Raw genomic sequence first — 20,817 nt, 5'->3', positions numbered from 1 at the left:
CTATCGCATACAACTACGGATGGATCACGAAATTCGAGAAGCCGCCATGACGCACGGCGATGCCCGAAATGGCCTCGTTGACCATGTCCATCGGCGTCGCATGGGTCTCCAGGAGACCCAGGTTGACCTTGCCGATCCCGACGAGGTCAGCCATTTCCTGGCCCTCCGAGGTCGTCAGCCATGCGGAACCGATGAGCCGCTGATTGCGATCCATCATCGTGTGCACGTCGATGGAAACCGCGCCCATGACGGCCCCAATGTCGACGGCGATACCGCCGCGGCGCAGCGCCTTGAGGCCCGCCAGGAACGGCTCGTGCGACGTGCCGGGACCGTTGCAATCGATGAAGGCGTCGACCCCCTCGCCGTGCGCCGTCCTGGAACGGGCCCATTCGTCGGGCATTCCGTCCTCCAGCGAATGCGTCTCGATGATGCCGGGGGCAAGCGCTTCGATCTCCTTCAGCAGCTTCCTGTCGCGACCGGTGCCGAGAATCTTCTTGACCCCGAAGGACGGACCGAAGACCGCGATCGCTATGCCGAGCGTGCCGGAGATGCCGTTGACAAGAATTGTGTCGCCGGGGCCGACCTGCGCCTTCTTCAGAGCGGAATAGCCGGTACCCATGTAGCCGAGCCTTGCCGCCTGGTCGAAACTCATGTTGTCGGGAAGCGACACGATCGCTGATGCCGGCGCCGCCATGTACTCGGAAATGCCGCCGACCGGGTAGTCTTGGAATGTCTGCAGGGCGTCGTGACTGAAGCCGAAATAGCCCTGGAAGGCATAGTGGCGGCAAGAGATCGTGTCGCCGCGCCGGCAATGGCGGCAGCTGCCGCAGGAGCGCCCCGGATTGACATAGACGCGATCGCCGGGCTTCAGATTATGGACCTGGCTGCCCACCGCCGCGATCTCGCCGGCCGGGTCGAGGCCGAAGATCGCTGGCAGCGGCGGCTGCGGCATGTGGGGAAACCAGGTCGGCCACATCGCCAGGATGTTGGCCAGGTTCGGAACGATCCCGCACGAGCAGACCCGAACGAGAACGTCCATCGAGCCAAGTCTGGGAAGCGGCACCTCTTCGATCTTGAGCTGGCCGCCCACTTCATGCATGCGCGCAGCCTTCATCGTCGCCGGAATTGCGGTCACGTGGATACCTCCCTTTCGTTCCAACCCAGTGCACGCCGAGCTTTTCGGCACGCAAATGAGCCTCCTCCCGAGTTCATCTCGGTGGTCGCACAGTTTTTTCGAAATATCAAGCTTATTTCGTAACTTCATTCGAAACGCGACCGCTGTCGTCGCGCTCAAGCAGCCACCCGGCGTTGGACGGCGCAAACAAATGGCCTGCATGTTCGATCACGTTTTCGCTCGTTTCCCGGATGTGCCGGTCGATGAGAGCGAGCGCCTCGCCTTCGTCGCGGGCGACCACAGTCTCCATGATCGCCTTGTGTTCGACGTCCTTCTCGCGCCATCTCGTCCGGAACTGCGAGGACATGCGCCGGTAGCGATGGGCACGCGCGAACAGTTTCTCGCGTATCTGCAGAAGATTGGGCGACTGGCATGCGCTGACAAGCGACAAATGGAAGGCGCCATGGATCGCCGACCATTCCTCGTCGAGATAATACTGGTTGCCGACGCGCTGCTGGAATCGTTCCATGCGATGGAAGGTCCCGATGATGGCCGCCTCCCAGGCATCGTCACCGCGTAGCATGGCGCGCCGAAGCGCTTCCCGTTCGACGAGGACCCGGACATTGGTAAGGTCATTGAGGTCATCTATGGATATGGGAGCGACGATGAAGCCACGCTGGCCTTGCGCCAGCACCAGTTCTTCCGCCACGAGGCAGGACAGGGCTTCGCGCAAGGTCGAGAAGCTGACCGCGTAGCGATCCCGCAACGCCTCGAACCGCAGTCTCTCTCCAGGCCCGAGCACGCAACCGACAATGTCCAGCCGCATGCGGTGAAGGACATCGCCGGCGCGGGTTTCGCCTTTCCGTCTGCTCGTCTCTGTCACGTGGTTGTTCCGCGTCTCATTGCATCCGTCTCGGCAGCCCGGGCGGCGACGCGACCAAGCCGCACCCTAGCAACTATTTCGAAATTATCAATTCTTTCGATGAAAATCCCGAGCGCCGCATCAGCTAAGCGCCGCAGCGCCGCTTTCTGATGAAGATCGCACCGAAAAGCCAAAAATTCTGCGAGAATTGCCATTCCGACCCGATATGCGACCAGATTTCCGATCGCCTCTCACAGCCAGCAGCTTGCATATTTTCGAAAATTTTGTTTACGTCGAACCGCAATCGCCCGCTTTCCGGGCATTCCAGGATATTGGGTGAACCATTGAAATTCGCTTCTTTCGTTGATCACTCCGGGGCCGGCTATGGAATCGTCCAAGGTGAAACGATCCTGCGCCTGGATTCCGTTCCCGGCGCGCCGCCGGATCTCAAAGCCTATCTCGGTAGCCGGTTTCCCGACCTTGCACCCAGCGAGCGTGATCTCGAAACCCTGCGGCTGGCCGAAGTCGGCCTGCTCCCTCCGATTCCCAACCCGGGCAAGATCTTCTGCGTCGCCACCAACTTCCACGAGGATGGCAAGCCGGCGCCGCAGTTCCCGCTGCTGTTCACGCGGCACGCTGAAGCACAGATCGGGCATGGAGGCGCGATTTTGAAGCCGGCGATTTCCGAGAAGCTGGATCTCGAGGGCGAACTGGCGGTGATCATCGGTCGCCGCGCGCACAAGATCGCGCGCGCCGAAGCGATGGCGTACGTCGCCGGCTATGCATGCTTCAACGAGGGGAGCGTACGCGACTGGCAGAAACACTCGAGCCAGTTCACGCCCGGGAAGAACTTCTACCAAAGCGGCGCGTTCGGCCCGTGGATGGTCTGTACGCGCGAGATCCCGGACCCGGCGCGGCTCCTTCTGGAGAGCAGGGTCAACGGCGTGACCAAGCAGTCGATCGCGATCGACCGCATGATCTTCGACATCCCCTGGCTGATCTCCTACATCTCGACTTTCGCCCCGCTCGACCCTGGCGACGTTATCGTTTCGGGCACGCCATCGGGCTTCGGCGGAAGCCGCAATCCGCCGGAGTTCCTTTTTCCTGGTGATGAGGTCGAAATCGAGATCCAGGGCATTGGAACGCTGCGAAACACGGTAGTCTCGGACAGCTGCCTTTGATATTTCGTAATAGTATCTTTTTTTCGAAAATTGTTGCCGCCGGGCTGAGTTTGCTCTAAGGAGGTCGCCAGGGCCATGCTGCGACCGCAAGAGGAGAATAGTGATGCACCTGGTGTTTGGGGTCGGTCACATAAAGCTGAATGTCCGTGACGTCGGGGCCATGATCCATGACTCGACGGAGATTCTCGGGCTGCGCGTCACCAAGCAGGCGGCGGGCGAGACATGGCTGAGCTCGAACGGCCGCAAGGCCGAACTTGTGCTTCTCCAATCTGATGAGAATTCCTGCCACACGATCGGGCTCGAAGCCCTGACCGCCGAGGCTGTCGCGGAAGCCGCCTCGCGCGTGGACGGCGCCGGCTGCCGTGTCCTCTCGCGCGACCCCAGCCTGGCCTGCTGCGATGCCGGCGTGACCTTCGCAACGCCGGAAGGACTGCGCTTCGAGGTTCACACCCCGGCACGCGACGACATGTACAATCCGCGCTACCCAACCAACGGCATCAAGCCGCGACGGCTCGACCACATCAATCTCATCACGCCCGACCCGGTCGCCACAAGGCGGCAGCTCGCCGAAATCTGCGGTATGCAGCTCACCGAGCGCATGGTCAACGAAGCACTGAGCTGGATGCATGGCGGCAACCGCCAGCATCACATCCTGGGTCTGGTGAAGGGCCCGATCGGGCTTCACCACTATTCCTTCGAATTCAGCCACTTCAGCGACTACTGCCGGCTCGGCGACATTCTCGACGGGTTCGACCGCCAAGTCCTTTGGGGGCCGGGCCGCCATCGTCCAGGCGACAACACCTACGCCTACTACCTGGATGCCAGTGGAGCGATCGTCGAGTGCTCCGGCGCCATGCACACGGTGGCCGACGACGCCCACTTCGTGCCGAACGTCATCACCAACCTGGAGCGCCCAGGAAACGTCCGCCAGATGAATGTCTGGGGTTCTCCCGCCCCCCAGGAATGGCGCGAGCACCATTTTCCATTCGCCAGGGTCGACTGATCAGGAAGGCGCGGCGACCGGCCGCGCTTCGGCTGACCGTACAAGGATTCAAAGCGAAGCGTCTCGACCGGGTGGGGCGCTGCTGCCGATAGGAGACTGCCATGCAGGAAAAACTGACGTTCGAATCCGACGGTCTGAAACTGTCGGCGATTCTGCACATTCCCGACAGCCACCGTCCAGGACAGAAGCTGCCCGCGTTCATCGTCTGCCACGGCTTCGTCGGTTCCAAGGACGAGTCGCACGCCCAGATCCAGGCGGAGATGATGGAAGCGTTCGGCTATGCCGCGCTGCGCTTCGACTTCCGCTGCTGCGGCGAGAGCGAGGGCGAGCGCGCCCAGGTGCGCTGCTTCGATCAGGTCGCCGACGCAAAGAACGCGTTGACCTTCCTCGCCAGGCGTCCCGAGATCGACCCGAAGCGAATTGGCATCACCGGCCACAGCTTCGGCGCCGCGGTTTCGGTCTATACAGCCGGGGTCGACGAGCGGTTCGCCTGCGTCATCTCCTCATGCGGCTGGGGTCATGGCGAACGGAAGTTCCGCGGCCAGCACCCCACGCCGGAGGCGTGGGAGCGGTTCATGGGCCTGCTCGAGAAGGGGCGCGAGCACAGGCGCGCGACGGGCGAGAGCATGTGGATCTCGCGCTTCGACGCCGTGCCGATCCCAGAAAAACTGCGCAAGAACCTGTCGCCCAAGGCGATCATGGAAATCCCGACCGAGACGGCATGGAGCATGATGAACTTCAGGGCGGATGACGTGGTGGCCAACATCGCACCGCGGCCGGCCCTGTTCTTCCACACCGCCGACGACATCATCACGCCGACCGAGCAGTCCATCCGCCTGTTCGAGAAGGCCGGGCAGCCGGCCGAGCTGATGCTGATCACGGGCACCGCCCATTTCCCGCTCGCCCCGGAGGACGCGCCGCGCACCAGGATGATGATCAAGGGCTGGCTCGACAAATTCTTCCCGGCAACGCCGGTCGCTTGAGGTCAGCGCAGCCAGACCAGGAGACATCAGGCATGCCCGTCGCCCAGGAAACCGAACTGACCGATTTTGCCACTGCGCTCCTGCATGCTGCCGGCTATACGCCGGACGAGGCGGCACAGACCGCGCGGCTGCTGGTGTGGGCCAATCTGCGCGGCGCGGATTCGCACGGTGTTCTCAGGATCCCGCGCTACATCGAGATGATCAAGACCGCTGTCGTCCACACCGGTCAACAGCCGAAGCTGATCCGGGAATTCGGATCGACCTGCGTTTTCGACTACGGAAAGGCGCCGGGCGCCGTCGCGATGATGCACGCGGCCGGCAAGGCCGGCGACCTGGCGGAAAAGTTCGGCATCGGCTGGTGCGGCGCCCGCGCCATATCGCATGCCGGTGCAATCGGTTACTTCACGACCCAACTGGCCGGCCGCGGCCTCATCGGCATCGCCATGACCGCGTCGAGGCCGCTCATGAGCTACTTCGGCGCAAAGGGCGAGGCCCTGTCGACGAACCCCCTGTCGATCGCCGTTCCGCGGCCTGATGGCGCCGATCCAATCGTGCTCGACATGTCCACGGCCGCCGTCGCGCTCGGCAAGATCATGGCGGCGAAGGATTCGGGCAACCCGATCCCCAAGGGCTGGGCCATCGACGCCAACGGCGTCGAAACGCGGGACCCGCATGCGGTGGCAGCCATACTGCCCATGGCCGGCCCAAAGGGATCCGGCCTGTCGTTGATGATCGAGGTTCTGTCGAGCGTGCTGGTGGGCAACGCCGTCATCGCCCCGTTCCTGCGCGGCGAGAAGAACGGCGGCTTCAATGGCCTTATGCTTGCCATCAATCCGGCGGCCTTCGGCGACACCGCGTCCTTTCTCGCCTCGGTGGAAAGCCTCGCCGGCGCGATCCATGCGCTCGATCCGGCAGCCGGCCCCGATGGCGTGAAGCTACCCGGCGAACGCGGCTTCCAGACCGGGCGGGAGCGCATGGCCAACGGCATCCCGCTGGCGAAAGGCACCGCCAGGAACCTCGCCGATGCCGCCGTTCGGCTGGGGCTCGCGGTGCCGGCTTTCCTACAGTGATGCCGCGCGACAGCCGCGGCGCGCCCTATGCGCGGGCCGCCGGCCGCTTCATGTGCCTGTAGAGATGCGCCTCGTGCATCGAGGTGAGCGTGGCCCTGACCATTTCGCCCGGCGAATCGTCCTTCATGAAGCTGGAGAGGCCGCCGTAGATGAGTTCGAGAACGACGCCGCCCACATAGAGTGGTTCAATATCGGAACCGCCGTAGGGGAAAAGCTTTCCGGACAGCAACTTGCCCAGACCCACCCACTGGTCCTTGAACAAGCGCAGATGCCGCTCTTCCAGTGTGTTGTCCCGGCGGGCGATCCGCAGCAGGTCGATGGCAAGTGTTCCCCACCGCTTGTCCTTCGCCCGCTGGTTGGCCCAATTGCACATCGCGTCGATGATCTCTTTCGGATCATCATAGCCGTCGAGCAGGCTGGTGAGCTCGACCACGTCGCCGCCGGCATGGCGCTCAAGCAATTGAAGGAAGATCTCTTCCTTGGTGGCGAAGTTCGAGTAGAAGGCGCCCTTCGAATATCCGGCCTCTTCCGCGATGCGTTCGATGGTCGCGCCGGAGTAGCCGTCGCGCGACACGACCTCGCTCGCCGACAGCAAAAGCTTCTCGCGGGTCAGAGCCTGGCTCTGTTCGCGTGTCAGTCGTGCCATCTTCAGTCCTTCCAGTCCACCATCGGGATACCTTTGGTATCCGAATCGGCCGAAGGTTAGAAGGCCGAAACAATACAGGCAAGCGCCCAGAAAATCGGGTATTCGGGGCCCATCAGCTGCCAGCGCCAGCGCGGGCCATTGATGCGCACCACCGCATAGGCCGCCCCCAGCAAAACAGCCACGGCGCACGCAGCCGCCCAGCGCGGATGAATGTTGAACACCATTCCAACGGCGGCAAGAACCTCCAGCACTATCGTCAGCACGATGGAGGGTTTTCCAGGTTTCAGTCCGGCGGCCTCGAACGTCTTCGTCGCCTTTTCGAAGTTCCTGATCTTTCCGACGAGATGTGGAAGGAACCAGAGTCCGCACAGAATGCGCAGCAGATCGATTGGCGTTAGCGTAAACTCTGGCACTGATCCCTCCGTGTAGGACGCCGAACGGGCCTTCGATGCCCTTCATCTGTCCTTGTTGCCTGGCTGGCGCGACGTTCCCTCGTTCAGCGAGCGAAGTTCGCGGCGAAAGCGTTCGTCGCCGGGCCGCAACCGGCCGGCGTACGCCGAGATCTCCTGCAAATGCTGTCGTCAGTGGAAATCGGCTCTTGCGTCACCCAATCCAGATACTGTACGGTATCCGCAGTCCGATGGGAATGTCAATGAGGCATCTCCGCGAACCGACATACTGGGAGGAACAGACGATGACGATCATGATGCGGGCGGCACGGCTGCATGCCGTGAACGAGCCGATGCGTGTCGAGCAAGTGGCGAAGCCGGTGGCGTCCGGAACGGATGTGGTCGTCGAGGTCAAGGCCTGCGGGATGGTGCCCAACCTCGCGAACGTGCTGAACAACTGGGAAACCTGGTACCCACATCAGCCGCTGCCGATGAAGCCGGCGATCTTCGGCCTCGACCCGGCGGGCATCGTGCATCAGGTCGGCAACCAGGTCGTGGCGATCAAGCCTGGCGACCGCGTGTATGTTAATCCGCTACGCTCCTGCGGTGCATGCCATGCCTGCGTCAGCGGCCATCAGGCGAAGTGCGAGTACTTCACCTTCAATGGCTACTTCGGCTTCAACAGGAACAGCCTTGAGATCTACAACCGCTATCCGGAAGGCGGCTTCGCCCAGTTCATGTGTGCGCCCCAGAATTCGATCGTCAAGATCCCCGACAACATGACCTTTCCGCAGGCCGCCCGCATGGGTTACCTCGGCACATCCTATTCCGCGATCAAGAAGTTCGGCATACCGACCGGCAAGTCGCTGATCATCAACGGCGCGACGGGCACGTTGGGCGTCGGCGCCACTCTCTTCGCGCTCGCCATGGGCGTCTCGACCATCTACGCGGTGGCCCGCGGCAAGCCCCTGCTTGAGCGGCTGAAACAGCTAGCCCCGAACCGGATCCAGACCTTCTCCAACCAAGACGGCAAGGTCGCCGACTGGATCCGCTCGCAGACCAACGGTCTTGGCGCCGACTTCATGCTCGATTGCCTCGGCGCGGTCGCCGACGTCAATGCCATGAAGGACGCCATGATGGGCGTCAGGCGCGGCGGCCGCATCGTCAACATCGGCGGCACCGGCAGCGACATGCTGTTCAACACCAAGTGGTGGATGGACAATTCGATGGAGCTGATCGGCTCGGCCTGGCTGACCACGGCCGAGGGCATGGAGATCGCCGAGATGGTCCGCTCCGGCACGGTCGATCTCTCGGTGCTGGAGGCTAGGACGTATCCGCTCGAGCAGATCAACGAGGCCATCAACGGCGTCGCTTCCGGTGACGGCGGCTTCACCAACTATGTGCTCGAACCGTAGGCGCAACAATCGGCATCGGCGGACCTCAGCGTCCGCCGCTGGCCGATCGCGTCGCGAAGAGAATCGAAATGATCATTGACTGCCACGGCCACTACACGAGCGAACCGCAGGACCATCATGCCTTTCGCAAGGCGCAGGTCGAGTTCGTCGAGGGCACGCGCCAAGCAAGGCCCGCATACCCTGACATCGCAGACGACGTGCTGAGGGCAACGATCGAACAGAACCAACTGCGACTGCAGCGCGAGCGAGGCTCGGACCTGACCATCCTGTCGCCGCGGGCTTCGGGCATGGGCCATCATATCGGCAGCGCCGAGAACAATGCCGAGTGGTCGCGCATCTCCAACGACTTGATCGCCCGCATCGTCGACATGTTTCCAGCCAACTTCGCTGGCGTATGCCAGCTGCCGCAATCGATGAGCGGCGATCTGAAGCCGGTCCTTGCCGAGCTAGAGCGCTGCGTCGTCGAACTCGGCTTCGTCGGCTGCAACCTCAATCCCGATCCGTCCGGTGGCTTCTGGTCGGCGCCGCCGATCCACGACCGCTACTGGTACCCGCTCTTCGAAAAGCTGGTCGAGTTGCAGGTACCGGCCATGATCCATGTCTCCGGCTCCTGCAGCGCATGCCTGCATACGACCGGTGCGCACTACATCAACGCGGACACCGCGGTGTTCATGCAGCTGATCCAGGGCGACCTGTTCAGCGCGTTTCCCGATCTCAAGCTGATCATCCCGCACGGCGGTGGTGCGGCGCCCTATCATTGGGGACGCTATCGCGGCCTGGCGATGATGTTGGACAGGCCCGGACTGGGCGAGCACCTGCTGCGCAACGTGTTCTTCGACAGCTGCGTCTATCATCAGGCGGGCATCGACACTCTGTTCCGCGTCGTTGGTCCGGCCAACATCCTGTTCGGATCCGAACTGCTCGGAGCGGTCAAGGCCATCGACCCGGAAACCGGCTTCGACTTCGACGATACGCGGCGCTACATCGATGCACTTTCGCTCGGCAAGGCCGAACGGAAGGCCGTTTTCGAAGGCAATGCCCGAAAGGTCTATCCAAGGCTTGATACGCGGCTGAAGGCGCAAGGGCGCTAGGCCACCCAGTGAGCACCGTTCGGGCCCGGGCCAGACACCGCGCCTCATCTTTCCAGGAGAACACCGATGGCCAGAGTCGTCACGAAAACCGAGCGCACACCAATCGAGACCTGCGAGGCTCTTGGCCAGCTTGGCGTGGCCACGGTTCACGAGGCGCAGGGACGGACAGGCCTGCTCGCCGCCCGCCTGCGGCCCATCTATGATGGCGCCAGGATTGGCGGCAACGCGCTGACTTGCGAAGTCGCGCCGGGCGACAACTGGATGATCCACGTCGCGCTGGAACAGGCACTGCCAGGCGACATCCTGGTCGTCACCCCGACCTCGCCCTGCGAGGACGGCTATTTCGGTGACCTGCTGGCCGAGTCGGCCAAGGCGCAAGGCATCAGGGGCCTCATCATCGACGCTGGCGTGCGCGATGTTTCGACCCTGCGCTCCATGGCTTTTCCGGTCTGGTCGAGGGCGATCAGCGCACAGGGGACAGTCAAGGAGACGCTCGGCAACGTCCAGGTGCCGATCGTCTGCGCCGGCGCCCATATTCGGCCAGGCGACGTGATCGTAGCCGATGACGACGGCGTGTGCGTGGTGCCGCGCGAAACCGCTGCAAAGATCCTCGAAATCGCCCGCAAGCGCGAGGCGATGGAAGAAGAAAAGCGAAGCCTCTACGCCGCGGGCAAGTTGAGCCTCGACGTCAACGACATGCGCGAACGCCTGCGGCGCAAAGGCCTTGTCTACGAACAATGATCATAAACCGTCCATCAAAGGAATCCTGAATCCTTTAAATCGCGACTGGCTTTAGCCCGGTGGCGGGGCAGCCACAGGGTGGACATTTCAGCCCATATGGAAAATGATCCTGTTGCCATGCACAACACTGCAGTGCTCTGATCTCGACGAGAAGCCTGAGCGTAGAAGCGGATCAACCAACCTCCGGGTCCAGCGAGCGAGGACGCAAATGGACACCCCAGAGAATGGGCAATTGCATCGCGACGCGGGCGCGCGACCCCGTCGATCGGCCGGCTGGCTTGCCCGCGCCGCCGTGTCGGCGGCATTCCTGCTCGGCGCGGCTTTCAGCAGCACTGCGTTTGCGCAGGACCAGCAGCTACCCGTGGTGACGGCGGCCAAGCCGGTGGTCCGTGAAATCGTCGAAGACGACGAGTTCGTCGGGCGCTTCGAAGCCGTCGACCAGGTCGCCATCCGTTCGCGCGTCAGCGGCTATCTGGACAAGGTCAGCTTCCAGGACGGCGCACTGGTCAACAAGGGCGACCTGCTCTTCACCATCGACCAGCGTCCGTACCAGGCGGCTTATGATGCCGCCAAATCGCAATTGGACGTCGCCAAGAGTCTGCTCGAATTCTCCAAGATGCAGCTGGATCGCGCCGACGAACTCGCCAAGACCGGCAATATCTCAACCGCGACGGTCGACGACCGCCGGCGGGAATACCTTTCGGCGCAGGCGCAGATGCAGGGCGCGACGGCTGCGCTGACGACGGCCAGCCTGAACATGGAATTCACCGAGATCAAGGCGCCCTTGTCCGGCCGCATCGACCGCCGGCTGGTGTCGGTCGGCAACCTCGTGCAGCCGGATTCCACCTTGCTGACGACCATCGTTACGCGCGATCCGATCGACTTCTATTTCGACGTCGACGAGCGCCTGTATTTCAGCTACGCCCGCGACGCGAAGGAGCGTGGCGGCAGCATGCAGGAAGGCGCCGGCGGGCTCGAGGTGGTGGTTCGTGTCGCCGACCGCGCGGAGGCGGTATTCAAAGGCAAGCTCGATTTTGCCGAGAACCGGATCGACAACGCGACCGGCACCATGCGGGTGCGTGCAAGCTTTCCCAACGCCGACGGCATTCTCCAGCCAGGCATGTTCGGGCGCATCAACGTGCCGGGGTCGCTGCCGCATGGCGGCGTGCTGGTGCCCGACGAGGCGATCGGCGCCGATCAGGATCGCCGCATCGTGTTCCTGGTGGATGAGGCCGGGATGGTGTCGGCGAAGCCCGTGCGCACCGGCCCGCTTCTCGACGGCTACCGGGTGATCCGCCAGGGCCTGACCGGCGACGAGACGATCGTCGTGAACGGGCTGATGCACGCCAGGCCCGGCACCAAGGTGAAGGTCGAGATGGTGACGTTGCCGCCCAAGGCCGAGACCGCCGAGTTGCAGCAATGAGGTTCGCACATTTCTTCGTCGACCGTCCGATCTTCGCATCGGTCGTTTCAATCGTCCTGTTGATCCTCGGCGGGATCGCTTATACCCAGCTGCCGGTCGCGCAATATCCCGAGATCGCGCCGCCGACCATCGTCGTTCGCGCGCAGTATCCGGGCGCCGACGCCGAGACGGTCGCAGCGACGGTGGCAACGCCGATCGAGCAGGAGATCAACGGCGTCGAGGGCATGCTCTACATGTCGTCCTATTCGTCGGGCGACGGGGCAATGGGGCTGACCATTACCTTCAAGCTGGGCACCGATCTCGACCAGGCGCAGGTGCTGGTGCAGAACCGCGTGTCGGTCGCCGAGCCGCGCCTGCCCGAAGAAGTCCGCCGCCTCGGCATCACCACCACCAAGAGCTCGCCCGACCTGATGATGGTCGTGCACATGCTGTCGCCCGACAATACCTACGACCAGCTCTACGTCTCGAACTACGCCCGCTCGCAGGTGCGCGACATACTGCTCAGACTCGACGGCGTCGGCGACCTCACCATCTTTGGCGAACGCGAATATTCGCTGCGCATCTGGCTCGATCCGGAAAAACTGTCCGCCCTGGGGATGACCTCGGGCGATGTGGTGCAGGCGCTGCGCGACCAGAACGTCCAGGTGTCGGGCGGCTCGATCGGCGCGCCGCCGACCAGCACCGGCACGGCGTTCCAGTACACGGTCACCACGCAAGGCCGCTTCAACGACGCACGCGACTTCCGATACGTGATCGTCAAATCGACCGACGACGGCCGCCTGATCTCGCTGCAGGACGTGGCGCGCATCGAGCTCGGCGCCAAGGATTACGTCACCAACTCCTATCTCAACGGCAAACCGGCGGTGGCGCTCGCCATCTTCCAGCGGCCGGGCACCAATGCGCTCGCCGCAGCCGCGGAGATCCAGGACAAGATGAAGGAGCTTTCCCGCGACTTCCCGAAGGGGTTGAGCTACGACATCGTCTACAATCCGACCGAGTTCGTCGCCGAGTCGATCCAGGAGGTCTACAAGACGATCCTCGAGGCGATGCTGCTGGTCATAATCGTCATCATCGTCTTCCTGCAATCGTGGCGCATGGCGATCGTGCCGATCGTGGCGATCCCCGTGTCGCTGATCGGCACGCTAGCGGTGCTTTACGCCGCCGGCTTCTCGCTCAACATGCTGACGCTGTTCGGCCTCGTTCTGGCGATCGGCATCGTCGTCGACGATGCGATCGTCGTGGTCGAGAACGTCGAGCGCAACATCGCCAGAGGGCTGGCGCCCAATCCGGCGTCGCACCTAACCATGGACGAAGTCGGAACGGCGGTCATCGCGATCTCGCTGGTGCTGATAGCCGTGTTCGTGCCGACAGCCTTCATCCCCGGCATTTCTGGGCAGTTCTACCTGCAGTTTGCGATCACCATCGCGGTGTCGACGGCGATCTCGGCATTCAATTCGCTGACGCTTTCGCCGGCGCTGGCCGCGCTGCTGTTCAAGCCGCACCACGCCGCGGCGGCGCCGCCGCGCTTTTTCCTGGCGCGGTTCGGACGGGCGCTCGCCGACGGCTTCAATCGCGGCTTCGACAGGGTCGCCCTTTGGTATTCGAGCATCATCCGCGTGCTGGTCGGCTCGTGGATAACGATCGCCGCCATGCTGGCCGTTTTCGCGGCCCTCATCTGCGCCACGGTCTACATGGTGCAGGCGGTGCCGCGCGGTTTCATTCCGTCGCTCGACCAGGGCTATGCGATCGTCGTCGTCCAGTTGCCGGACGGCGCCTCGCTGTCGAGGACCGATGCGGTCATCCAGCAGGCGTCGCAGATCATCCAGAAAACGCCAGGCGTCGACTACGCAGTCGCCTTCGCCGGCTTCTCCGGCGCGACCTTCACCAACGCCAGCAACGCGGGCGTGATCTTCGCCAGGTTCAAGCCGTTTCACGAGCGACTGAAAGCCGGCCAGTCGGCGACCCAGGTCATCGGCAATCTGTTCGGCAGCCTGCAAAGCATCAAGGAAGCCTTCATTATCGCACTGCCGCCGCCGCCGATCCGCGGCGTCGGCAATGCCGGCGGCTTCAAGCTGCAGATCCAGGAGCGCAACAGCGCCGACATGCGGCAGATCCTGGCACTTGCCAACGAAATCGCCGGCAAGGCCAACAAGACGCCGGGGCTGACGGGCGTGTTCACCACGTTCTCCGCGTCGAGCCCGCAATTCTTCCTGGCGATCGATCGCGACAAGGCGCGCATCCTGAACGTGCCGATCCCCAACATCTTCGAGACGCTGTCGATCAATTTGGGCACCGCCTACGTCAACGACTTCAACGCTTTCGGGCGCGTCTACCAGGTGCGGGCGCAGGCCGACCAGGCGTTCCGCCTCGATCGCGCCGACATCTTGAAACTGAAGGTGCGCTCGGCGACCGGCGCGCTGGTTCCGCTCGGCACGTTGATCGAGATCCGCGACGTCACTGGCCCGGCGCTGGTCCAGCGCTACAACATGTACGTCTCGGTGCCGCTGCAGGGCAACGCCGCGCCCGGCGTTTCCACGGGCGACGCGCTGGCATTGATGGAAGGGATCACGGCAAAGACGCTGCCGGCCGGTACCTCCTATGAATGGACCGAGCTCGCCTATCAGGAGCGCAACACCGGCAATGCCGCTGTCTATATCTTCGGACTGTCGGTGCTGTTCGTGTTCCTGGCGCTGGCGGCGCAATATGAAAGCTGGGTACTGCCGTTTGCCATTGTGCTGGTGGTGCCGCTCGGCGTGCTCGCGGCGTTGCTCGGCGTGTCTTTCCGAGGGCTGGACAATAACATCCTCGTGCAGATCGGCCTCATCGTGCTGATCGGGCTTGCTGCCAAGAACGCGATCCTGATCGTCGAGTTCGCGCGGCAGGCGCAGGAACGCGGCCTGACGGCCGCCGAGGCTGCCGTCGAAGCCTGCCGGCTCAGGCTGCGGCCGATCCTGATGACCGCCTTCTCGTTCATCCTCGGCGTCGTGCCGCTGATGATCGCAACGGGCCCGGGCGCAGAAATGCGCCAGTCGCTCGGCACCGCGGTGTTCTCCGGCATGCTCGGCGTCACCTTCGTCGGCCTGTTCCTGACGCCGGTGTTCTACGTCACGCTCAGGTCGTTGTTTTCACGGCGCAAGCCCCGTGCCGAGGCCGAGCCTTCGGGGCCGGCAGAGGCGCCATCGGAGACGGCCGCCGAGTAGGGTTACGAATTCGCCGCGTCGGGCGCGGCTTATCACTCCAGAAAATCGGCGCGGCGCGCTGCACACGACCCCAACAAACGATCAGATTGGGGTCAGTTGTCTGCCTCAACATCTTCGTTACTGGCGGACGTGAGACCAATAAGTGCTTGGTCAGAAATAGGGGGTTCGAGTCCACGTCGTGGGCCCCTTCAGAAAATGGTATAAAAATCAGCCACTTACGCGGTCGTTTTGGTGGGCCCGGAGGGCGTATTAAGACCGTTGATTTTATTGAGTTTTTCGTGGGCCAAAACCAGAAGTCTTCCCGTATCGTTCCGTACGGTCCCGCGGCCAATGGGCGACATCTGGTCCGCAGGTTCAAATCATGGACATGCAACCACCGATACCGGCATTCGCCGATCGCAGCAATTGAGAGCGTTGCCGATCAAGATCCCAATCAGGCCGGTGCGTACTCATTTACCTCGAACACATGGTGATGAACACGGCCGGTAAACATCTTCAGCAGATCACCGGTCACGTCCCTACTTTGAAATCTCACATCGGATTGAAGCGCTCGGTTGCAGGCGTCCATGTCGGGGTAGCGAATGGCGAGCGCCATGGCATAGACGGGAGCGCCTTCGTCCCGCGTCGTGCCATCCAGAACGCGCACTTCCTCCGCTCCGGGAAACTGTGTCCACAGCGGCACCAGCCTTTCCCTGACGAAGCGCCGGAACTCGCTCTCTTGTCCGGGGTGGATTTCACCTTCGAAGAGGGCGTAGCGAATGATCATGACGAGGGTTTCCTGACTTTTCTGCAGTTGATGCGACTTGCCGCCGCCGGCGGCAGGTCGCGGGCCGGACACTTCCCGGATTTGCGGTATCGAATGACGCCGGTTTTGGGGGCGCATCGGGTGATGCGCCCGCCTCCTTGCATGCTTATTTGCCCCAGATTTTCTTGTACTGGTCGCGGTAGCCATTTTCGGGGTCGAACGCATTCTTCGGGCCACCGTCGAACTCGACATTGTCGGCCGTCACCACATGCAGGGGCGACAGGTAGCCCGACCATTTCTCACCGGCGATGGCGCGGTTCAATTCGTCGACCAGTTGCCAGCCCTGCAGGTTGAGCGGTTCGGCGACCGTCACCTTCTGGAACTGGCCGGCGCGGATGCGTTGATAAGCCGATTCCGAACCGTCGCCGGCGGCGACATTGATCGGTGCGTCGGTGCCGGCTTTGCCGGCCGCCGCAAGCGAGGGTCCCATGAAGTCGAAATAGAGATCGTTGATCGCCAGCGAATGCGTCCAGGCATCGCCGTATTTCTGCAGCAGCGAGGTGGTGAGCTGCGGCATGCGCTGCGAGGTCTCGGCGATCGGCGTGTCGACATATTCGAGCACCTTGCCGCCCAGCCGCTCGATCTCCGCCTTCATCTTGTCGGCCTTGGCGATGGCGATGGCGTAGGTCGAATCGGTGAAGATGACGACGCCGGGTTTGCCCTTGGCATCGGCGTAGGCCCAGTCGGCCGCCGCCGTGGAGACCTGCATGGCGTCGGTGGAGACATTGGCGAAGACGCCGCTCTTTTCGTCAGGTCCGATCACCGGTCCGGCATGCCAGGAAACCAGCGGGATGCCGGCAGCCTTCGCCTGCTCCAGCGCCGGCGCCTGCTCGATGGCGTCGAAACCGTTGATGACGATGCCATTCGGCTTCAGCGCCATCGCCTGGCCGAAGGCGGCGGTGCGGCCACCGATCGAGCCGGCGCCGTCGATCACCTTGACCTCCCAGCCGATCGCCTTGGCCGCTTCCTCGACGCCGGTGGTGACGCCCAGAATGCCGCCGTTCTTGAGGTCACCGGCGAGCACGACGATCGTCTTGCCCGGCTGCGCCTTCGGACCGGTGGTCGGGCCGTCCCAGGCGGTGACTTTCTGGGCATATTTTTCGACCACCGCCATGGCGTCGGCCATCGCGTCCGCCCGTGCATGGCCGGCGAACAGGACTGGAGCAGCGATTGCGATAGTCATCAAGGCGACGGATGATTTCAAAAATGTTCTGCGTTGCATGTTGGTACCTCCCTTGGTTTCAAAAAAATTGTCTGGTCTTCGGGGACTCGACTTCGGGCGCCAGGTCACTGGCTGATGTGCCCAGCCACCGGGCCCAAACCGGCCGGATGCGCGTCGACGTAGATGGAATAAAGCGACGTCTGGGCGGTGATGTAGAGGCGGTTGCGCTTCGGACCGCCGAAGCACAAATTGGAGACGATTTCGGGTATCAGGATGCGCCCGATCAGCGTCCCGTCCGGCGCGTAGACGCGAACCGCATCGGCGCTGGAGGCCCAGATGTTGCCATCGCGATCGACGCGGAATCCGTCGAAGAATCCTGCCCCACATTCGGCCAGGGTGCCGCGCGACCGCAGCGAGCGTCCGTCCTTAGCGACGTCATAGGTCTTGATCGCACGCGGCAGGCCCTGAACATGGCTTGCGCCGGTATCCGACACGTAGAGGATGCTCTCGTCGGGCGAAAAAGCCAGCCCGTTCGGCTGCACCAGATCGGTGATGACCGCACCCACCTCGCGGGTTGCTTCATCGAACCGGTAAACATGCGACGCGCCGATCTCCGGCCGGGCAATCATGCCTTCATAGTGGCTGTCGATGCCGTAGACCGGGTCGGTGAACCAGATCGTCCCATCGGATTTGACCACCACATCGTTCGGCGAATTGAACCGCTTGCCATTGATGGCTTCGACAAGCGGCTGCCAGCGTCCATCATGCTCAAGCCGGGAGATGCGCCGGCCGCGATGCTCGCAAGCGACGACGCGGCCCTCGCCATCGAGCGTGTGACCGTTCTGGTTGTTGCAAGGGGTTTCGAAGACACTGACCGAGCCGTCGCTTTCGTCGTAGCGCAGCAACCGGTCGTTGGGGATGTCCGACCACAGCAAATGCTTTGCCGCCGGAACATAGACCGGTCCTTCCGCCCAGCGACTGCCGGTCCACAGCCGTTCGAGCTTGGCATGCCCGATCGTCAGCTTTCGGAAGCGATCGTCCAGAATCTCGTAGTCGCTCATTCCATTATTCCCGGATGGGTTCGGCTGGTCACTTCGAGGACTGCGCTACGGTCTTGGTCCTGGCTCTGTGAGCCGCGCCGCGCTTGCGCTGGGCGTAGCCGGCGATGCCGATGGCGACGAGCAGCGTCACGCCGTTGAACAGCGGTTCGACGAAGAACGAGCCGCCGAACTGCTGGATGCCGGAAATGCCGACCGCCAGGATGATGACGCCGGTCATCGTGCCCCAGACATTGACGCGTCCGGGCTTGATGGTGGTCGAGCCGAGAAAGGCGCCGACCAGGGCCGGTAGCAGATATTCCAGCCCAACGCTGGCCTGGCCGATGCGCAGCTTGGAGGCAAGCAGCACGCCTGTCAGCGCCGTCAGGAAACCCGACGAGATGAAGGCGCCGATGACGAAGCGGCGCACCGGAATGCCGTTCAGCGCAGCGGCTTTCGGGTTGGCGCCGATGGCATAGACGTAGCGACCGATCGGCAGATATTCGAGGATGATCCACAGCGCGACGGCGATCGCCAAAACATAGAGGCCGGTGATCGGCAACCCGAACACCATCGTGCCATTCAGCGCGTAGAACCCGTTCGGCAGCACGCCAACCACTTGCCTGCCGCCAGTGTGCCATAGCGCCAGCGCGTAGAGCACGGTGCCGGTGCCGAGCGTGGCGATGAAAGAGTCGATGCGGGCGACTTCGACCAGCAGTCCGTTGAGGAAGCCGGTTGCAGCACCAAGAAGCAGCACGATGATCACCGCCAGCGGCCACGGAACGCCGAACATGGTCTGCAGGCTGATAGCGAGGATGTGCCACAGCACGATGCCATAGCCGACGGTGAGGTCGATACGGCCGGACGCCATCGGGATCATCGCCGCCAGCGACAGCAGCGCGATGATCGCCTTGTCGGAAATGATCGAGCGCAAATTGAGCATCGTCGGAAACGTGTTCGGCAGCAGGATCGAAAACAAAAGGATCAGCAGCGCCGTCAGGATCACCAGCCCGTACACCGGCAGCAGCCGGATGATCTTCTGCCCCAACGATAAACCCGCCATTTCGCCGCGGGTCGGTTCGAGTGCGCTGGATTCAATCGATTGCATGAACTCGCTCCCAGAAAAATCAGGCGGCTTCGGAAGCCGATGCCGCGGTGATCACGGCGGATGTGGTCAGTTTGTCGCCGGTGAGTTCGCGCACGATCTGTCCGCGCGAAAACACCAAGGCGCGGTGGCAGATATGGGCAATCTCCTCGAAATCGGTCGACACCACGACGACGACGAGGCCGGCTTCGAGCGCCCGGCCGATCAACCGGTAAATCTCGGCCTTGGCGCCGACATCGACGCCGGCCGTCGGATCCTCGGCGATCAGCAAGGTGCGGCCGGTGTGGAGCCAGCGGCCGACGACCACCTTTTGCTGGTTGCCGCCCGACAACGCCTCGATCGGCAGGTTCGGATCGTTGGGGCGCAGCCCGACCGAGCCGCCGATCACTTGCGCCAGGGCGGCCTCCTTGTGTGGCGCCAGAAAGGAGAACAGGCCGCGCTTGCCGGCGCCGGGATTGAGAAAACTGTTTTCGCGGATCGACAAGGAGGCCGCGATGGATTCTTCGGTCCGGTCGCGGGCGATGAGCCCAACACCGGCCGACATCGCCGCGATCGGGCTCGACAGATCGGGCGTAACGCCATTGATGGCCACCGAGCCGGAAAAGGCCTGGCAGCCAAACAGCGCCCGGCCGACCAGTTCTTGCCCGGCGCCGCGCAGGCCGACCAGGCCGAGCAACTCGCCTTTGCGCACGTCGAACGACACCGGGCCTGCACCGGCGCAGACCAGGTCACGGACGGCGCACACCGTCTCGCCGGCCTGCGTCTGGGCTTTGCTGAAAACCTGGCTGACCGGCCGACCGACGATCATCTCGACAAGTTCGTCCGGCCTTGTATCGGCGACCTTCTTTTGACCAACCAGCCTGCCGTCGCGCAGCACCGCGACGCGGTCGGCGATGCGAAAGATCTCGTCGAGGCGATGCGAGACATAGATCATGCCAACGCCGCGCTGCTTGAGCGGGCGGATGGCGTCGAAGAGGCGGTCGACCTCGTCGGCCGGAAGGCTGGCGGTCGGCTCGTCGAGCACCAGCACATCGGCCTCGGTGGCCAGAGCGCGGGCGATGGCGACCAGCGATTTCTCGGTGCGCGTTAGATCCTCGACGCGCGTCGTCGGATCGAAATCGCAGCCGACCAGCTTTAGGGCCTCGTGCGCCCGCTTTTCGGTGGAACGCCAGTCGATGAGACCGGAGCGCAGCGAAAATCCCTGGGCGAGGCCGACATTTTCGCCGACCGTCATCCATTCGATCAGGCCGAGATCCTGGTGAATGAAGGCGACGGATTGGCGCTGGTTCGGCCGCGGCGGGCGATGATGATAGGGCTCGCCGCGAAACAGGATGCTGCCGCCATCGGGACGGTAGATGCCGGCGAGCGTCTTGATCAGCGTCGACTTGCCGGCGCCATTCTCGCCGAGCAGTGCCAGGATCTCGCCCTTGTGCAGATCGAGCGTCACGTCGGAGAGCGCGCGGGTGCCGCCGAACTCCTTGGTAATCGACTTGAACTCGATCAGTTTTTCTTCGGTCACAAAGCGTTCCTCCCGAGATCGCCAAATGATGTTATCGATAACATTTCTGAGCGTCAAGCGACAAAATTGGC

The 20,817-nt window shown here is 63.1% G+C and carries 18 protein-coding genes; 9 read left to right on the top strand and 9 right to left on the bottom strand.

All coding sequences use genetic code 11. The features are described 5' to 3' along the window. Window positions 1-13: 13 nt before the first annotated feature. Window positions 14-1,135, bottom strand: a complete 1,122-nt coding sequence (locus B5V02_RS04880; protein ID WP_245445689.1) for an alcohol dehydrogenase catalytic domain-containing protein — start codon at window positions 1,133-1,135, stop codon at window positions 14-16. A gap of 112 nt (window positions 1,136-1,247) precedes the next feature. Further along, window positions 1,248-1,997 carry an FCD domain-containing protein gene (locus B5V02_RS04875; RefSeq protein WP_167458369.1) on the bottom strand — a complete coding sequence of 250 codons (750 nt, stop codon included), beginning with the start codon at window positions 1,995-1,997 and terminating at the stop codon, window positions 1,248-1,250. A 149-nt stretch (window positions 1,998-2,146) separates the two neighbouring features. Here B5V02_RS04875 and B5V02_RS04870 point away from each other — a divergent pair, with 149 nt between their 5' ends. The 4 genes from B5V02_RS04870 (at window position 2,147) to B5V02_RS04855 (ending at window position 6,213) form a co-directional block, all read left to right on the top strand. After that, a complete protein-coding gene (locus tag B5V02_RS04870; RefSeq protein WP_245445687.1) occupies window positions 2,147-3,157 on the top strand; it encodes a fumarylacetoacetate hydrolase family protein in 1,011 nt (336 codons plus the stop codon). 103 nt (window positions 3,158-3,260) lie between these two features. Further along, window positions 3,261-4,160, top strand: a complete 900-nt coding sequence (locus B5V02_RS04865; RefSeq protein WP_245445685.1) for a VOC family protein — start codon at window positions 3,261-3,263, stop codon at window positions 4,158-4,160. 101 nt (window positions 4,161-4,261) lie between these two features. Continuing rightward, window positions 4,262-5,143: an alpha/beta hydrolase gene (locus B5V02_RS04860; protein ID WP_111543063.1), complete on the top strand. Its 882-nt coding sequence runs from the start codon at window positions 4,262-4,264 to the stop codon at window positions 5,141-5,143. A gap of 32 nt (window positions 5,144-5,175) precedes the next feature. Continuing rightward, complete coding sequence (locus B5V02_RS04855; protein WP_111543062.1) at window positions 5,176-6,213, top strand: Ldh family oxidoreductase; 1,038 nt, start codon at window positions 5,176-5,178, stop codon at window positions 6,211-6,213. 25 nt (window positions 6,214-6,238) lie between these two features. Here the strand turns inward: B5V02_RS04855 and B5V02_RS04850 are convergent, their stop codons facing one another. Beyond that, window positions 6,239-6,859, bottom strand: coding sequence for a TetR/AcrR family transcriptional regulator (locus B5V02_RS04850; protein WP_167458368.1), 621 nt, complete (start codon window positions 6,857-6,859; stop codon window positions 6,239-6,241). Window positions 6,860-6,915: 56 nt separating this feature from the next. Continuing rightward, window positions 6,916-7,272 (bottom strand): DoxX family protein, encoded by a 357-nt coding sequence (locus B5V02_RS04845; RefSeq protein WP_111543061.1) that lies wholly within the window; start codon window positions 7,270-7,272, stop codon window positions 6,916-6,918. A gap of 281 nt (window positions 7,273-7,553) precedes the next feature. On the opposite strand from B5V02_RS04845, the gene B5V02_RS04840 reads away from it, so the two are divergent. The 5 genes from B5V02_RS04840 to B5V02_RS04820 all read left to right on the top strand — a co-directional run bounded on the left by B5V02_RS04840 (window position 7,554) and on the right by B5V02_RS04820 (window position 15,118). Next, the gene (locus B5V02_RS04840) at window positions 7,554-8,663 is read left to right on the top strand and encodes an alcohol dehydrogenase catalytic domain-containing protein (RefSeq protein ID WP_111543740.1); all 1,110 of its coding nucleotides are present in this window, start codon (window positions 7,554-7,556) and stop codon (window positions 8,661-8,663) included. A 68-nt stretch (window positions 8,664-8,731) separates the two neighbouring features. Further along, window positions 8,732-9,754 carry an amidohydrolase family protein gene (locus tag B5V02_RS04835; RefSeq protein ID WP_167458367.1) on the top strand — a complete coding sequence of 341 codons (1,023 nt, stop codon included), beginning with the start codon at window positions 8,732-8,734 and terminating at the stop codon, window positions 9,752-9,754. Between the two features lie 66 nt (window positions 9,755-9,820). Further along, window positions 9,821-10,495, top strand: a complete 675-nt coding sequence (locus tag B5V02_RS04830; protein ID WP_111543059.1) for a 4-carboxy-4-hydroxy-2-oxoadipate aldolase/oxaloacetate decarboxylase — start codon at window positions 9,821-9,823, stop codon at window positions 10,493-10,495. Between the two features lie 208 nt (window positions 10,496-10,703). Beyond that, complete coding sequence (locus B5V02_RS04825; RefSeq protein ID WP_111543058.1) at window positions 10,704-11,918, top strand: efflux RND transporter periplasmic adaptor subunit; 1,215 nt, start codon at window positions 10,704-10,706, stop codon at window positions 11,916-11,918. After that, window positions 11,915-15,118: an efflux RND transporter permease subunit gene (locus B5V02_RS04820; protein ID WP_111543057.1), complete on the top strand. Its 3,204-nt coding sequence runs from the start codon at window positions 11,915-11,917 to the stop codon at window positions 15,116-15,118. Before B5V02_RS04825 ends, B5V02_RS04820 begins: the two co-directional genes overlap by 4 nt. A gap of 433 nt (window positions 15,119-15,551) precedes the next feature. Here B5V02_RS04820 and B5V02_RS04815 read toward each other — a convergent pair whose 3' ends face one another. The 5 genes from B5V02_RS04815 to B5V02_RS04795 form a co-directional block, all read right to left on the bottom strand. Further along, window positions 15,552-15,884, bottom strand: coding sequence for a hypothetical protein (locus B5V02_RS04815; RefSeq protein ID WP_111543739.1), 333 nt, complete (start codon window positions 15,882-15,884; stop codon window positions 15,552-15,554). Window positions 15,885-16,029: 145 nt separating this feature from the next. Continuing rightward, window positions 16,030-17,145 carry an ABC transporter substrate-binding protein gene (locus tag B5V02_RS04810; protein WP_111543056.1) on the bottom strand — a complete coding sequence of 372 codons (1,116 nt, stop codon included), beginning with the start codon at window positions 17,143-17,145 and terminating at the stop codon, window positions 16,030-16,032. Between the two features lie 65 nt (window positions 17,146-17,210). Next, on the bottom strand, window positions 17,211-18,146 hold the full coding sequence (locus B5V02_RS04805; protein ID WP_111543055.1) for an SMP-30/gluconolactonase/LRE family protein: 936 nt from the start codon (window positions 18,144-18,146) through the stop codon (window positions 17,211-17,213). A gap of 28 nt (window positions 18,147-18,174) precedes the next feature. Beyond that, window positions 18,175-19,230: an ABC transporter permease gene (locus tag B5V02_RS04800; protein WP_111543054.1), complete on the bottom strand. Its 1,056-nt coding sequence runs from the start codon at window positions 19,228-19,230 to the stop codon at window positions 18,175-18,177. 19 nt (window positions 19,231-19,249) lie between these two features. After that, window positions 19,250-20,746 carry a sugar ABC transporter ATP-binding protein gene (locus tag B5V02_RS04795; RefSeq protein ID WP_111543053.1) on the bottom strand — a complete coding sequence of 499 codons (1,497 nt, stop codon included), beginning with the start codon at window positions 20,744-20,746 and terminating at the stop codon, window positions 19,250-19,252. Window positions 20,747-20,817 lie beyond the last annotated feature (71 nt).

Origin of the sequence: Mesorhizobium kowhaii (assembly GCF_003253745.1) — a bacterium.
Lineage (GTDB): Bacteria > Pseudomonadota > Alphaproteobacteria > Rhizobiales > Rhizobiaceae > Mesorhizobium > Mesorhizobium kowhaii.
The sequence above is the reverse complement of the archived record's forward strand: the minus strand, read 5'-3'. Positions and strand labels throughout refer to the sequence as shown.

Coding starts and splice junctions, on each gene's coding strand:
- B5V02_RS04870 (WP_245445687.1), top strand. CDS start 2,147: ATGAAGATCGCACCGAAAAGCCAAAAATTCTGCGAGAATTGCCATTCC.
- B5V02_RS04865 (WP_245445685.1), top strand. CDS start 3,261: ATGCACCTGGTGTTTGGGGTCGGTCACATAAAGCTGAATGTCCGTGAC.
- B5V02_RS04860 (WP_111543063.1), top strand. CDS start 4,262: ATGCAGGAAAAACTGACGTTCGAATCCGACGGTCTGAAACTGTCGGCG.
- B5V02_RS04855 (WP_111543062.1), top strand. CDS start 5,176: ATGCCCGTCGCCCAGGAAACCGAACTGACCGATTTTGCCACTGCGCTC.
- B5V02_RS04850 (WP_167458368.1), bottom strand. CDS start 6,859: ATGGCACGACTGACACGCGAACAGAGCCAGGCTCTGACCCGCGAGAAG.
- B5V02_RS04840 (WP_111543740.1), top strand. CDS start 7,554: ATGACGATCATGATGCGGGCGGCACGGCTGCATGCCGTGAACGAGCCG.
- B5V02_RS04835 (WP_167458367.1), top strand. CDS start 8,732: ATGATCATTGACTGCCACGGCCACTACACGAGCGAACCGCAGGACCAT.
- B5V02_RS04830 (WP_111543059.1), top strand. CDS start 9,821: ATGGCCAGAGTCGTCACGAAAACCGAGCGCACACCAATCGAGACCTGC.
- B5V02_RS04825 (WP_111543058.1), top strand. CDS start 10,704: ATGGACACCCCAGAGAATGGGCAATTGCATCGCGACGCGGGCGCGCGA.
- B5V02_RS04820 (WP_111543057.1), top strand. CDS start 11,915: ATGAGGTTCGCACATTTCTTCGTCGACCGTCCGATCTTCGCATCGGTC.
- B5V02_RS04815 (WP_111543739.1), bottom strand. CDS start 15,884: ATGATCATTCGCTACGCCCTCTTCGAAGGTGAAATCCACCCCGGACAA.
- B5V02_RS04810 (WP_111543056.1), bottom strand. CDS start 17,145: ATGCAACGCAGAACATTTTTGAAATCATCCGTCGCCTTGATGACTATC.
- B5V02_RS04805 (WP_111543055.1), bottom strand. CDS start 18,146: ATGAGCGACTACGAGATTCTGGACGATCGCTTCCGAAAGCTGACGATC.
- B5V02_RS04800 (WP_111543054.1), bottom strand. CDS start 19,230: ATGCAATCGATTGAATCCAGCGCACTCGAACCGACCCGCGGCGAAATG.